The sequence below is a fragment of the Occallatibacter riparius genome (genome assembly GCF_025264625.1).
Lineage (GTDB): Bacteria > Acidobacteriota > Terriglobia > Terriglobales > Acidobacteriaceae > Telmatobacter > Telmatobacter riparius.
Genome location: NZ_CP093313.1, coordinates 3,088,969 through 3,102,672 on the forward strand (window position 1 = coordinate 3,088,969; position 13,704 = coordinate 3,102,672).

10 protein-coding genes are annotated in these 13,704 nt (G+C 63.7%); 9 read left to right on the forward strand and 1 reads right to left on the reverse strand.

What is annotated here, in order from left to right; all coding sequences use genetic code 11:
• Window positions 1–69: 69 nt before the first annotated feature.
• From MOP44_RS12475 to MOP44_RS12510, 8 genes are all read left to right on the forward strand, one after another.
• On the forward strand, window positions 70–2,862 hold the full coding sequence (locus MOP44_RS12475; protein WP_260796364.1) for a valine--tRNA ligase: 2,793 nt from the start codon (window positions 70–72) through the stop codon (window positions 2,860–2,862).
• A 251-nt stretch (window positions 2,863–3,113) separates the two neighbouring features.
• Window positions 3,114–3,998 (forward strand): carboxylating nicotinate-nucleotide diphosphorylase, encoded by an 885-nt coding sequence (gene nadC / locus MOP44_RS12480; protein ID WP_260796365.1) that lies wholly within the window; start codon window positions 3,114–3,116, stop codon window positions 3,996–3,998.
• Between the two features lie 6 nt (window positions 3,999–4,004).
• Window positions 4,005–4,781, forward strand: coding sequence for a biotin--[acetyl-CoA-carboxylase] ligase (locus tag MOP44_RS12485; RefSeq protein WP_260796366.1), 777 nt, complete (start codon window positions 4,005–4,007; stop codon window positions 4,779–4,781).
• A 27-nt stretch (window positions 4,782–4,808) separates the two neighbouring features.
• Window positions 4,809–5,654, forward strand: coding sequence for a type III pantothenate kinase (locus tag MOP44_RS12490; RefSeq protein WP_260796367.1), 846 nt, complete (start codon window positions 4,809–4,811; stop codon window positions 5,652–5,654).
• Between the two features lie 8 nt (window positions 5,655–5,662).
• Window positions 5,663–6,376 carry a hypothetical protein gene (locus tag MOP44_RS12495; protein ID WP_260796368.1) on the forward strand — a complete coding sequence of 238 codons (714 nt, stop codon included), beginning with the start codon at window positions 5,663–5,665 and terminating at the stop codon, window positions 6,374–6,376.
• Complete coding sequence (locus MOP44_RS12500) at window positions 6,373–7,755, forward strand: class I SAM-dependent RNA methyltransferase (protein ID WP_260796369.1); 1,383 nt, start codon at window positions 6,373–6,375, stop codon at window positions 7,753–7,755. The genes MOP44_RS12495 and MOP44_RS12500 overlap by 4 nt, the downstream gene beginning before the upstream one ends.
• 36 nt (window positions 7,756–7,791) lie before the next feature.
• The gene (locus MOP44_RS12505; protein ID WP_260796370.1) at window positions 7,792–10,485 is read left to right on the forward strand and encodes a ComEC/Rec2 family competence protein; all 2,694 of its coding nucleotides are present in this window, start codon (window positions 7,792–7,794) and stop codon (window positions 10,483–10,485) included.
• Window positions 10,485–10,661 (forward strand): hypothetical protein, encoded by a 177-nt coding sequence (locus MOP44_RS12510; RefSeq protein ID WP_260796371.1) that lies wholly within the window; start codon window positions 10,485–10,487, stop codon window positions 10,659–10,661. The genes MOP44_RS12505 and MOP44_RS12510 overlap by 1 nt, the downstream gene beginning before the upstream one ends.
• A gap of 332 nt (window positions 10,662–10,993) precedes the next feature.
• Here MOP44_RS12510 and MOP44_RS12515 read toward each other — a convergent pair whose 3' ends face one another.
• Window positions 10,994–12,718: a DHA2 family efflux MFS transporter permease subunit gene (locus MOP44_RS12515; protein WP_260796372.1), complete on the reverse strand. Its 1,725-nt coding sequence runs from the start codon at window positions 12,716–12,718 to the stop codon at window positions 10,994–10,996.
• A gap of 81 nt (window positions 12,719–12,799) precedes the next feature.
• On the opposite strand from MOP44_RS12515, the gene MOP44_RS12520 reads away from it, so the two are divergent.
• On the forward strand, window positions 12,800–13,699 hold the full coding sequence (locus MOP44_RS12520; protein WP_260796373.1) for a hypothetical protein: 900 nt from the start codon (window positions 12,800–12,802) through the stop codon (window positions 13,697–13,699).
• The last annotated feature ends 5 nt before the right edge of the window (window positions 13,700–13,704 follow it).

Consider the following 13,704-nt stretch of genomic DNA (forward strand, 5'->3'; position numbering starts at 1 on the left):
TAAAGTTAGAGGTTGTCCCCTTGCACGAGGAACAGCGCGCAGAGACACGGGGGCACGCGATCGAGCCCCATGCCCCACGACCTTCCGAAAGCTTACGATCCCACTGCCATTGAAGACCACTGGGCCGAATACTGGGTCCGGGAGAACCTGTTTGCGCAGCCGACGCCCGAGGCAGGCGATGTGGAGGAGGCGCGCGAATCCCAATTCTCGATTTTGCTGCCGCCGCCGAATGTGACGGGGCGGCTGCACATGGGCCACATGCTCAACCAGACGGAGATGGATATCCTGACGCGCTGGCGGAGGATGAGCGGCCGGCGTGCGCTGTGGCTTCCGGGGACGGATCATGCGGGCATTGCCACGCAGATGATGGTCGAAAGACAACTGACGTCGGAGGGGTCGTCGCGGCAGGCGCTGGGACGCGAGAAGTTTGTGGAGCGCGTGTGGGAGTGGAGGCGGCACTACGGCGGGGCGATCCTGGAGCAGATGAAGAGGCTCGGGGCGTCGGTCGACTGGAGCCGCGAGTACTTCACGATGGACGAGCGGCTGAGCGTGGCGGTGCGCGAGGCGTTCGTCAAGCTGTGGGAGCAGGGGCTCATCTATCGCGGGGCGTACATCGTGAACTGGTGCCCGCGGTGCCAGACGGCGATCAGCGATCTCGAGGTTGTCTACGACGAGCACAAGGGACACCTGTGGGAGATTCGCTACCCGGTGCATGGCGATGATGGGCGCGAGACGGGCGAGTATCTGACGATTGCAACGACGCGGCCGGAGACGATGCTGGGCGATGTGGCGGTGGCGATTCATCCCGAGGATGAGCGCTACAAGCATCTGCACGGACGGAAGCTGCGGCTGCCGTTAATGGACCGCGAGATTCCGATTGTGCTGGATGACTATGTGAGCCGCGACTTTGGGACGGGCGCGGTGAAGGTGACTCCGGCGCACGATCCGAATGACTTTGCTATTGGCGAGCGGCACAATCTGCCGTCGATCAACGTGATGGACGCGGAGGCGCGCATCAACGAGAACGGCGGCGCTTATGCCGGCCTCGATCGCTATGCCGCGCGTAAGAAGATTGTGGAGGACCTGGAAGCGCAGGGGCTGCTGGCAGGCGTGAAGGATCACGTGCACAACGTGGGGCACTGCGATCGCTGCAAGACGGTTGTAGAGCCGCGGCTTTCGACGCAATGGTTCATCAAGATTCAGCCGCTGGCTGATAAGGCGATTGCGGCGGTGAAGCCCGATGCGAACGGGAACAAGGCCATTCGGTTTGTGCCGGAGATGTATGAGAAGACGTACCTGAACTGGATGGAGAACATCCACGACTGGTGCATCTCGCGGCAGTTGTGGTGGGGGCATCGGATTCCGGCATGGCATTGTGCGACGTGCCACAAGATCACGGTGGCGCGGGTGGATCCGGATAAGTGCGGGCATTGCGGATCGGCGGAGATTACGCAGGAAACCGATGTGCTGGATACGTGGTTCTCGTCGGGGCTGCTGCCGGTGAGCGTGTTCGGGTGGCCAAATATCATGGCGGAGACGAGGGCCGACTTCGACACGTTCTATCCCACTTCGCTGCTGGTGACAGGATTCGACATTCTGTTCTTCTGGGTGGCGCGGATGATCATGCTGGGGTGCTGGTTCTCGAGCGACGTTCCGATGGCGGATGGCTCGCCGCGGCCGGCTGCGGAGACGGTGCCGTTCCGCGAGGTTTACATCCATGCCCTGGTGCGCGATGCGAACCGCGAGAAGATGTCGAAGACCAAGGGGAACGTGATCGATCCGATTGAGATTGTGAGCCAGTACGGCACGGATGCGGTGCGGTTCACGCTGGCGAGCATGGCGTCGCCGGGGACGGATATCGCGTTCAATGTGGCGCGGACGGAAGGGTATCGCGCGTTTGCCAACAAGATATGGAACGCGGCGCGGTTCATTTTTATGAATGTGGATCGGGCCGCGGAGATGGGCATTCACGTCGACCGGTCGGGGTTCGGCATCATGCCAGTGGAAGCGCCGGATGCGCCGCTCGAAGCGCGGTGGATTGTCTCGGAGTTGCATGCGACTGCGGCGAAGGTGAATGAGGCGCTCGAGGATTATCGGTTTGACGAGGCTGCGAGCACGATCTACCAGTTCTTCTGGGGCAGCTTCTGCGACTGGTACCTGGAGATTGTGAAGCTGCGGCTGGACTTCAGCGAGACGGCCCATAAGTTCGCGACAAAGGAAGCACTGACGACGCTGGTGACAGTGTTTGAGGCGGCGCTGCGGCTGCTGTCGCCTTTCATGCCGTTCCTGACGGAAGAGCTGTGGCATGCGGTGTATGACGGCGCGCCGCCGGCGAAGTCGATTGCGTTGACGCGGTTTCCACAGGCGGCACCGGCGGGCGCGGACAGCGATGCGGAAGAGCAGATGGCGCTGCTGCAGAGCCTGATTGTTGAAGTGCGCGCGCTGCGCAAGGAGATCGGCGTGGAGGAGAAGGCGGCAGCCGCGATTGAGCTGCGCGCCGACGCGCTGACGCACAGGGCGGCGGAGAAGAATGCGGCGATTGTGGAGAAGCTGGCACGGGTGAGCGAGATCCGGTTTGTGCATGCGGTTACGGCAGGGTTGTCGAAGCATCACACGGCGAACTTTGATGTGGGCGTTGTTTACGAGCGCACCATTGATGTGGCGGCTGAGCGGGAACGCTTGACAAGGGATATTGCGAAGTATGAAAAAGGCGTGGCGGCGGCCGAGGGGAAGCTGAGGAATGAAGGATTCATGTCGAAGGCGCCGGCGCATATTGTGGAAGGTTTGAAGAAGCAGGAGGCGGAGACGCGGCTGTTGCTGGAGAAGGCGCGGGAGGCGTTGAGGAATTTGCCGCCGGAGTGATTGGAACAGCAGATTCCCTTCGGGAATGACAGAAAGAAATGCAAGTGCAAGAGCAACCGCAGATCCTTCGCTTCGCTCTGGATGACAGCGTTTTGGGTGAGGTGCTCTGATGAGTGATCAAACAGCGGGTTCTTCGCTGCGCTCAGAATGACAGAGTCTTTTGGATGCGCGGGATGTTTGGATGGAACAGCAGATTCCCTTAGGGAATGACAGAAAGAAAAGCAACGGCAACTGAGAACTGAACACCGCCTATGGATTGGAAGAGCCAACGCATTGACGCATTGCTGGAGCAGGCACTGGTGGAAGACCAGGCGGCCAGCGATAGCACGACTAACGTGACCATCGACCCCGATCTGCGCGCCGCGGCATCGATACTTGCGCGCGAGGACCTGGTGGTTTCAGGCTTGGGCGCGGTGTCGCGCTTCTTTGAGATTTTTGCGCGACTGGATAAGCGGGCGCAGGCGCAGACGCGGTTCGAGGTGGTGAGCCACCCGGAGATTTTTGACGGCGTGCGCGCGAAGAAGGGGCAGGTGCTGGCGGTGATCCGGCATAATGCGCGCGTGCTGCTGAGCTGCGAGAGGGTGATTCTTAACCTGATGCAGCATCTGAGCGGGATTGCGACCAATACGCGGCGGTATGTGGACGCGATTCAGGGCACGCATGCGCGGGTGCTGGATACGCGGAAGACCGTGCCGGGGCTGCGGGCGCTGGAGAAGTATGCGGTGCTGTGCGGCGGCGGGACGAATCACCGGCTGGACCTGGCGAGCGGGATATTGATCAAGAACAACCACATCTCGCTGGGCGGTGGATTGCGGACGGCGCTGGAACATGCGCTGGAGCGGCGCAAGGCGGGGCAGCGGGTGCAGGTGGAGGTTCGCAGCGCGCATGACCTGGAAGAGGCGCTGGAGGGCGGTGCGGAGGCCGTTCTGCTGGATAACATGACGCCGCGCGAGGTGAAGGACTCCGTGGTTCGCATCAAGCAGGAGACGCGCTGGATTCCCACGGAGGCCTCGGGCGGGATTGTGCTCGAGAATATTCGCGAGTATGCGGAGACGGGTGTGGACTTCATCAGCGTGGGTGCACTGACGCACTCGGCGCGCGCAGTGGATATTTCGATGAGCATCGCGGCGGAGTAGCGGCGCGTGTACGAGCTGGTTTCTCTCGAGTCAGCGCTGGCGGGCACGGTCTTCGCGGGCAAGCTGCACTATCTACCATCAACAGGTTCGACGAACAGCGATGCCATGACGGCTGCGCGGAATGGCGCGCCGCATGGGTCGGTCTGGTTTGCCGATGAGCAGACGGCGGGGCGCGGGCGCGGCGATCACGCGTGGCACTCGGCTGTGGCGCAGGGGCTTTATGTAAGCGTGCTGCTGCGGCTCCCAATTGCTCCGGCGGATATGCCGCTGCTGCCGCTGGCGGCGGGGCTTGCTGCGGCCGATGCGGTGAGGGCGGCGAGCGGGTTGAGTGTTGATTTGCGATGGCCGAACGATCTGCTGATTGGAGAGCGCAAAGCTGGCGGGATTCTGGTCGAGTCGCAGGCAGGCTTTGCGGTGGTGGGGATCGGGATCAATGTGCATCAGCAGAGTTTTGCGGCGGACCTGGCGACACCGGGGACTTCGCTGGATCTGGAGTCGGGACGGTGGATCGATCGGCAGCCGCTGCTGATTGCCTTGTTGGAGGCGCTGGAGCGCGAGGCGCGCGGGCTACTGGACGCTGCGGCGGTGCGCGGAATTCCGGAACGCGTGGCGAGGGCTTCGACCTGGGTGAAGGGCAAAGAGGTCGAGGTGCATGGGCCGCAGGAGTGTACGGGCGTGACTGATGGGCTGGATGAGCATGGGTTTCTGATTGTGAGGACCGCGACAGGTGTGGTGCAGGTGCAGACGGGCGGGATCAGAGTGGCTGCCACGCGCAACGGATGAGGATTCCGCCAATTTACAATCGAAGCGATGCTACTCGCGCTTGACGTTGGAAATACGAATACTGTGCTGGGGCTTTACCGGCTGGATGTTCCTGTGCGCGCGCCGGGGGCTTCGTCTGCTTCGCAGTCTGAGGGCGAGCGCGAGCTTGTGGCGCACTGGCGCGTGACGACGCATCGCACGCAGACTTCGGATGAGTACGGCGTGCTGTTTGTGAATTTGTTCAACATGCACGGGCTGGCAGTGGACCAGGTGCACCACATCATCATCTCGAGTGTGGTGCCGCCGGTGGAGAGCACGCTGCGGCGGGTGTGCGAGAAGTATTTCCATCTGCAACCGATTTTTGTGGAGCCAGGCATCAAGACGGGGATGCCGGTGCTGGTGGATAATCCCGCGGAGCTGGGCGCGGACCGGTTGGTGAATGCGATTGCCGCGTATGAGCGCTACGGCGGGCCGTGCATCGTGGTGGATTTCGGGACGGCGACGACGTTCGATGTGATCAGTGCGAAGGGCGAGTACCTGGGCGGCGCGATTTCGCCGGGGCTGGGGATCAGCGCGGATGCTTTGTTTGCGCGCGCGGCGCGGCTGGGGCGCGTGGACATCAAGCGGCCGCAGAAGGTGATTGGGACGAACACCGTTACGCATCTGCAGAGCGGGTTGTACTACGGGTATATCGGGCTGGTGGATGGGATTCTGGAGCGCATGATCAAGGAGATTGGAACGGATGTGCGCGTGATCTCGACGGGTGGCCTGGCGCGGCAGATCAGCGCGGACTCGCGGTATATTGCGCAGATTGACGATATGCTGACGCTGGATGGATTGCGGATTCTGTTTGAGCGGAATCGCGCGGCGCGGCCGCGGGCGCGCGCGCACTGAGGCGCGCTGTGCAGAATTATTTCAATTACTTTACGGAGATCGAGGAGCGCTTTCAGCAGAGGCGCGGGTCGCTGCTGCTGTTGTCGACGCTGGACTGGGCGCTGATTGAGATGTGGCGCGATGCGGGGCTGCCGCTGGAGGCGGTGCTGCGCGGGATCGATGCGGCGTTCGATAAGTATGAGGCGCGGCAGCACAAGGGGCACAAGCGGAAGATCAACGGGCTGGCGTGGTGCGCTCAGGCGGTGATGGAAACCGCGGAAGAGATGCGCGAAGCGGCGGCGGGTGCGTCGACCGAAACGAAGTACACCGGCACGGACGAGACGGGTTTCGAGCACGAGCGGGTGGCGGCGCATCTCGATGCGGCGGCTGCGGCGCTGGATGGGGCCACTGTCGCGACGGGTGTGTGCGCGGCGACGGCGGCGCGGCTGCGCGAGATTGCCGGCGAGGTGAGGGCAGCCGATGCGAAGAAGCCGCTGGAGACCGAGGCGCTGGAACGCAATCTCACGGTGCTGGAAGAGAAGCTGTTTGCGGCGTTGACGACGGCTGCTCCGGAGGATTTGCTGGTGGGGCTGAAGGAGCATGCGGCGCGCGAACTGGCGCCGTATCGCAGCCGTATGGGCGCGGTGCAACTGCGGCAGGTGGAGCACCAGTTTGTGCAGAAGCAGTTGCTGGCGCACTATAACCTTCCGCGACTGAGTTTGTTTTATATGAGCCAGGAATGAAGGGACGCCAGGAGAGGAAGTCGCAACGGAAGCTTCGCACCCCGGTCCCCAAGGGCGAGGGACCGGGGGCACCCGCGAGGACATCCGAGGTGGAGGTGGTGACGATAGAGAAGCCTGTGTATGGCGGGAGCTTTCTTGCGCGCGTGGAGGGGAAGGCCGTGTTTGTTCCCATGACGCTGCCGGGCGAACAGGCGCGGGTGCGCATCACGGAGGACAAGGACAAGCGCGGATACGCGAAGGCCGAGGTGGAGCAGTTGATTGCGGCGGCGCCGGAGCGGATCAAGGCGCGGTGCCCGCATTTTGGGCCGTGCGGCGGATGCAATTATCAACACACCGGGTACGAGAATCAGATTGCGTTCAAGAAGGAGATTCTGCGCGAGACGCTGGAACGCGCGGGCGTGACTGCGCCGGATGAGATAGGTGTGCTGGCCGCGGAGCCTTGGGAGTATCGCAATCGCATTCGCGTGGGGTTTGATGCGGAGGGACGGCCGGGGTACCGGTCGCGGCGGTCGCATGATTTGATCGCTATCGCCGAGTGCCCGATCAGCGCTCCTCTGCTGGTGCGGGCGGCGATGGGTGCGGGCGAGGTTCTGGCGCGCGTGCCGGCGAACCTGCGGCCGCACGAGGTGCTGCTGTTCTGCAACGCGGAGGAGCGGGAGCTGCTGGCGACTTTCTTTGTGAAGGAAGGGGCGCAGCTCAAGCTGGAGCCGATTGCGGCGACGTTGCGGGAGCGTGTTGTAGAGCTTGCGGGCGCGGAACTGGCGACGGGAGGAAGGCCGGGGCATCCGCCGCGAACGATGGCGCGATGGGGCTCGGGCTCGCTGACGTATCGGGTGGGGGCGCAGGATTATCGCGTGGATCACGGCGCGTTCTTCCAGGTGAACCGGTGGCTGATTGATGGGATGGTGGAGCGCGTGACTGCCGGGCAGCAGGGCATGCTGGCGTGGGATTTGTTCGCCGGTGTGGGGCTGTTTGCGCGGCAGCTTGCGAATGGGTTCGACAAGGTGGTGGCGGTGGAGTCTGCGCCGATGTCGACCGAGGCGCTGAAGGCGAATCTGGCGGGGACGACAGGTGAGGCTGTGGCGGCGTCGACGCTGGATTTTCTGCGCGAGAACGCGCGAGGCGTGCGGCCGGATTTGATTGTGGTTGATCCGCCGCGGACCGGGCTGGGCGAGGAGATCAACACGCTGCTCAACGCAGTGGGCGCGCCGGCGCTGGTGTATGTGTCGTGCGATCCGGCGACGCTGGCGCGGGATTTACGCGCGCTGATTGCGGGTGGGTATGCGCTGGAGCGAGTGACGATGACGGATTTGTTTCCGCAGACGTTTCATCTGGAGACGATTGCGGTACTGCGGGGCCCGGCACTGCGGCAAGGCTGATTTCCTGCTATAGTTCCCCTTCAATCGCAGATGTAGATGGAACAGGGCTCAGTCAGGAACGGGACCTTTGCCGAGGCCGCGGTTGGCGGCGTGGCGGGCGTTCCGCTGTTTCATGCAGCGTGGTTGTTTGCCGCAGGGATTGCGCTGACGGCTGCGGTGTGGATGCAGCCGGGAACGCTGCTGATTTCGTTGATCCTTCTTACGGCGGCGTGTGCGGCGGCAGCGCTGCGCGCGCCGCGCATGACGTGGATTCCGATGGCGTTGCTGTGGGTGCTGCTGGGCGCGTGGTGCGCGGAGATGGAGCCGCATCCTGCGCCGGCTGAGCCACTGCATGGGCTGAGCGACGGGTTGTTGCGCACGGTTGAAGGCACGGTGACGAGCGCGGGCCCAGTGCGCGGCGAGCTGGAGCCGGATGTCAATGAATCTGGTGCGGAGCTGCCTTCGCAGCGCGTGGATGTGAGGCTTGCGTCGATTGAAGTGGTGGATGATGCCTCAGACCGCCTGACGACGGTGAATGGAACGGTGCGGCTGACGATTCGATGGGCAGAGGGGCAGACGCCGTTCACGATTGGGTGCGGGGAGCGGATTCGCGCGGCGGGGCGGCTGCTGCCGCCGCAGAGGTATCGCGATCCAGGGGCGTGGGATCGCGCGGCGTATCTGCTGGGCCAGGGCGTGACTTCGACGGCGACGGTGAAGGCGGAGCGCGTGGAGCGGCTGGGTGTTGCGCAACGGCGGACCGGGCTTCCTTTCTGGCCCTGCCTGCTGAGCAACGCGCAGCATGCGGCCGCGGCGCGGCTGCTGGCGCTGCCTGCGGCGATGCGAGGCTGGCCGGGGCCGCTGCGGATTTCGCAGGAAGACGCGATCATGCTGGCGGCGATGGTGACGGGGGATCGCACATTTCTGAGTCACGGATTGCGCGTTGGCTTTGAGCGAACGGGCTCCTTCCACATGCTGGTGGTGAGTGGGCTGCACCTGGCGATTGTGGCCGGATTCATTGCGTGGATTGCGCGGAGGCTGCGCATTCCGCGCGCGCCGGCGACGCTCCTTACGATTGCGGTGTCATTCGGGTATGCGCTGTTTACGGGTTTCGCGACGCCGGTGCAGCGGTCGTTGTGGATGGTGTCGCTTTACCTGGTGGGGCGATTGATTTACCGCGAGCGCAGCCCGCTGAACACGATTGGATTCGCAGTGCTTTGCCTGCTGGTGGCAAGTCCGCGGAGCTTGTTTGAGGCGAGTTTCCAGATGACGCTGCTGGCAGTGGTGACGATCGCGGGGATTGCGGTGCCGCTGCTGAAGAACAGTGTTGAGCCTTATAAAAATGCGACGCGCGATCTGCGGACAGTTGCGATGGATGTGAAGCTTGCGCCGCGCGTGGCGGAGTTCCGCGTGACGATGCGGATGATTGCGGCGCGGATGCGGCGGGCAACGGGGTCGCGATGGGTTGGGGCGAGGGCGCTTCCGTGGAGCGTGCGGTTTGTGTTGAGCTGCGTGGAAGCGCTGGTGGTGACGCTGGTGGTGGAACTGGCGATGACGCTGCCGATGGTGGTGTATTTCCATCGCGTGACGCTGTTTGCGCTGCCGGTGAATCTATTCATTCTGCCGCTGCTGCTGGTGCTGATGCCGGCGGCACTGGTGACGCTGCTGGTCGCGTTGATTTCGCCGGCGATGGCCGCGGTGCCGGGTGCGGTTACGGCGGCTCTGCTGCATATCGGCGTGGGGCTGGTGCGGTTGTTCGGGTCGAAAGCATGGGGTGATCTGCGCATGCCTGCGCCGGTTGCGGTTCAGGTTGCGGGGTTCTGCGCGCTGCTGGCGATGGCGATTCTGCTGGCTCGGTTGCAGCGGAGAGGTCTGAGGCGGTCGGCGTGGGCTGCGCTGATTGCAGCGGCTGTCGTGGCGGTCGCGCCGCGGGCGATTGAACATCCGCGCGATGCGCTGCTGGTGGAGGCGATTGATGTGGGGCAGGGGGATTCGCTGCTGATTGTGACGCCGGATGGGAAGACGCTGCTGGTGGATGGCGGCGGCTTCGGCGGAGGGCCGCGGATGAGCGCACCGGAGTTCGACATTGGCGAGGAGGTGGTGTCGCCGGCGCTGTGGGCGCGGGGGATTCGGCACCTGGACGCGGTGGCGCTGAGCCACGCGCACTCCGATCACATGGGCGGATTGCCGGCGGTGCTCCGCAATTTCCATCCCGATGAGCTGTGGGTGGGGAACAATCCGCCAGTCGCGCCGTATGAGGCGCTGGTGAGCGAGGCTGCCGCGCAGCACACGCGTGTGCGGTCGCTGCGAGAGGGGGATGCGATGACGCTGGGTGCGGCGCAGGTGCGCGTGATGGCGCCGCTGCCGGATTACGCGCCCGGCAAAGAGCCGTCGAATAACGACTCGTTGGTGCTGCGCGTGGCGTATGGGGCGAGCTCAGTGCTGCTGGAGGGGGACGCGGAGGCGCCAGTGGAGCGCGGGATGCTGGAGGAGGCTGGATTGGAGAGCACGCTGCTGAAGGTGGGACATCATGGGAGCACGTCGTCGTCGAAGCCGGAGTTTCTGGGGCGGGTCAGTCCGCGGTGGGCGGTGATCTCGTGCGGGCTGCGGAATCGGTATGGGCATCCGCGACAAGAGGTGCTGGAGGAATTGCAGGCGGCGCATGTGCGCACGGCGGTTACGGATGTGAATGGGGCGGCGTGTTTTTCGCTGGATGGCAAGACGGATGTGCGGATGAGCGGATGCGGGAGGTAGTGGGCGAGAGTCTGGCGGCTGCCATTGCGATTCTCTTTCGCCGCCGGCAGGGAGGGGAAATCGCGAAAACCCTCCTCCTCTCGCCCGGGTACAGCTACTACGGTTACGACGGCCCCGGAGGCGATGCTCTGCGCTCCGGGGCGATTGAGTTTACCGAGTTGTTGCGGTCGTTCTGAACATCCAGCCGGCAAACTGGCCGGCCCGGCGTTCGTGTGGGTAGGAAGCTGCAATATTGCTAGCAGGTTGCTTTCGTGTGGAATTAGAAAAATTGACGGCTGGAGCATTCTCGGTGCGTCGCTTCGGCTATCTGTACCATCCCTCGGGGGCTAAAGCCCAAGTCAACCAGGAGCAGCGATTGGGCTGCCTGAAGGCAGCCCCTGATACGAAGCACCACTCTTCGCAGTTTGCCGCAAGCCAGCAGGATTTTGGCGGCCATCGAATATTCGCTCGCGAAATCGGATGGGCGGGAAAATGCGTCGTTCGGGCGTTAAAGAGGCTGCGGTCGGATCTAGTGCGCGCCGGGGGGTGGGGCTAGGTGCTTGGCGGGTTTCTTGAATAGCCAGACGGCGCCGGCGCAGAAGAAGGCGAGCAGGGCGGTCCAGCGGAAGATGTCGACGTAGGCGCGGAGGGCGGACTGCTGCATGAGCTCACCGTACATGAGGCCGAAGGCGCCGGGGCGGGCGGCTCCGCGGCCGAGCTGGTGGGAGAGATAGCCGCCGATCATGGTGGCGCGGTGCTGGAGGGCGGGATCGGACGGCGAGAGGTGCGCGCCGATCTCGGTCTGGTAGAAGGCGGCGCGGCGGATGAGCGCGGTGGAGGCCATGGCGATCCCGATGGATCCGCCGATGTTGCGGAGCATGTTGAACAGGCCGGTGGCGTTGCCCATCTCCTCGCGCGGGACGGTGGAGGTGGTCATCGTGGCCAGCGGCACGAATACGAAACTGAGCGCGAAGCCCGTAAGCACGATGGGCCACAGGAGCGTGGTGGGTCCGATGCTGAGATTCACGGTTCCGAAGATCAGAGAGCAGATGCCGAATCCGATGAAGCCGACGCTGAGCAGCTTGCGGGGGTCGATGCGCGAGCCGAGGAAGCCGATGATGGGCGATCCGATGAAGGAGCCGACGCCGCGGGGGCCGACGACGAGTCCGGCGGAGAAGGCGGTGTAGCCGAGGATCTCCTGGTAGTAGAGCGGCAGGATGGCGATGGTGATGTAGATGCACATGCCCAGCAGCGCAATGAGGAAGCAGCCGGTGCGGAAGTTGCGGTCTTTGAGGATGTGCAGGTCGACGAGGCCGCGATGGTGGAACCACGATCGCCAGACCCATCCGATGAAGGAGAAGATGAGCGCGGCGACGGCCCAGCGTACCCACACTGCGCCAAACCAGTCGTCTTCCTGGCCTTTGTCGAGGACGATCTGGAGGCAGCCGGTCCAGACCATGAGCAGGCCGAAGCCGATGTTGTCGAAGGGGCCGACCTTGGCGTTCTTGATGTAGGGCGGGTCGTGGATGAAGCGGCTGATCATGATGACGGCGAGGATGCCGACGGGGATGTTGATGTAGAAGGCGTAGCGCCAACTGAAGGTGTCGGTAAGCCAGCCGCCGAGGGTGGGGCCCAGCACCGGCGCGACGACGATGCCGAGGCCGTAGGCCGCCATCGCCTGGGAGCGCTTCTCGAGGGGGAAGCTTTCAAGCAGGATGGACTGCGAGAGGGGCTGGAGGGCTCCGCCGCCTGCGCCCTGAAGCACGCGCGCCAGCAGGATGACGGCGAGGGACGGGGCCGCTCCGCAGAAGAAGCTAGCGATGGTGAAGACCACGACGCAGAAGAGCAGGAAGTTCTTGCGTCCGAAGCGGCGGGCGAACCAGTTGGACGCCGGGAGGATGACGGCGTTGGCGACGAGGTAGCTGGTGAGGACCCAGGTGGCTTCGGAGTTGGAGGCGGAGAGGCTGCCGGCGATGTAGGGGAGGGCGACGGAGGCGATGGCGGTGTCGAGCACCTCCATGAAGGTGGGGAGCATGACCGAGACGGTGACCAGCCAGGGGTTTACACCCTGGGTGAGCGGGTAGCGCTGCAGGGCGGGGGAAACGATGGTGCGGCCGAGGGGCTGGTCGGGTTGAAGGGCCGAGGTGGTCATGGCGGGTGGAACTACCCAGCTTACTTCTTTCACATAGAGGGTGCCGAGGCGGGGACGGCGGAGCGCAGTGTGAGCTGGCTCACATTGTGTGACGGACGGCATTGCATTGAAACTCGGACTAATTTAGTCTTCGTTTAGACCATAAATGCGACTAAAAGAGTCGCATATGTAAGGAGCTCGATTTTGTACCGTATTTCTCTCGCCAATTTCATCCGTCGTGGCGCATGCGCCGCTCTCCTGGTGGCTGGTCTGGGTGCCTTTGCAGGCGCACAGGAGAAGCCTTACTTTGTTACCTACTCGCACGATCTGGAGGAGCCGGGAAACCTCGAGATCGAAACCAAGACTACGCTGGGGCGGCCTGATGGCGCGAACCGCTTTGGGGCGCTGGCCACGGAGTTCGAGTACGGCGCACGGGCGTGGTGGACCACGGAGGTTTATCTCGATGGGCAGACCACCGCGAACGAGTCGACGATTCCGACTGGGTTCCGCTGGGAGAACCGGTTCCGGCCGCTGATGAAGGAGCACTGGATCAATCCGGTGCTGTATGTGGAGTTCGAGAACATTAACGGGGCTGACAAGACTCTGCTGGAAGTGGTGGGGCACGACGGACAGGAAGATCTCGCCGAGCACAACGGCGTGGCCCGGGAGGAAGTGGAGCACGAGGGTGAGCTGAAGCTGATTCTCTCGTCGAACTTCCGCGACTGGAATATCTCAGAGAATTTCATCGCCGAGAAGAACTTTGCGCATGAGCCGTGGGAGTTCGGGTATGCGGTGGGTGCGAGCCGGCCGCTGAAGACGGCGCTGAGCCTGCGGCAGTGCACGTTCTGCCTGGAGAAGCTGAGGGCCGGGGTGGAGGCGTACGGCGGGTTGGGCGATACGTGGGACCTTTCGCTGAGTAACACTTCGCACTACATTGCGCCGCTGGTGGGCTGGGACATGCCCGCTCGGATGCGGCTGAGCTTTTCGCCGGGATTCGGACTGACGGGGACGAGCATGGACCGGGTGTACCGCGTTGGGTTCGCGTACGAGATGCCGCAGATCGGCTCGTTGTTCCGCGGTCGCGGCAAGGGAACGGTGCGATGAGGCGC

Bases quoted from the DNA above. Each gene is read 5' to 3' on its own strand.
- MOP44_RS12475 (WP_260796364.1), top strand. From the start codon at position 70: ATGCCCCACGACCTTCCGAAAGCTTACGATCCCACTGCCATTGAAGAC.
- MOP44_RS12505 (WP_260796370.1), top strand. From the start codon at position 7,792: ATGGAACAGGGCTCAGTCAGGAACGGGACCTTTGCCGAGGCCGCGGTT.
- MOP44_RS12490 (WP_260796367.1), top strand. From the start codon at position 4,809: ATGCTACTCGCGCTTGACGTTGGAAATACGAATACTGTGCTGGGGCTT.
- MOP44_RS12515 (WP_260796372.1), bottom strand. From the start codon at position 12,718: ATGCCGTCCGTCACACAATGTGAGCCAGCTCACACTGCGCTCCGCCGT.
- MOP44_RS12500 (WP_260796369.1), top strand. From the start codon at position 6,373: ATGAAGGGACGCCAGGAGAGGAAGTCGCAACGGAAGCTTCGCACCCCG.
- nadC (WP_260796365.1), top strand. From the start codon at position 3,114: ATGGATTGGAAGAGCCAACGCATTGACGCATTGCTGGAGCAGGCACTG.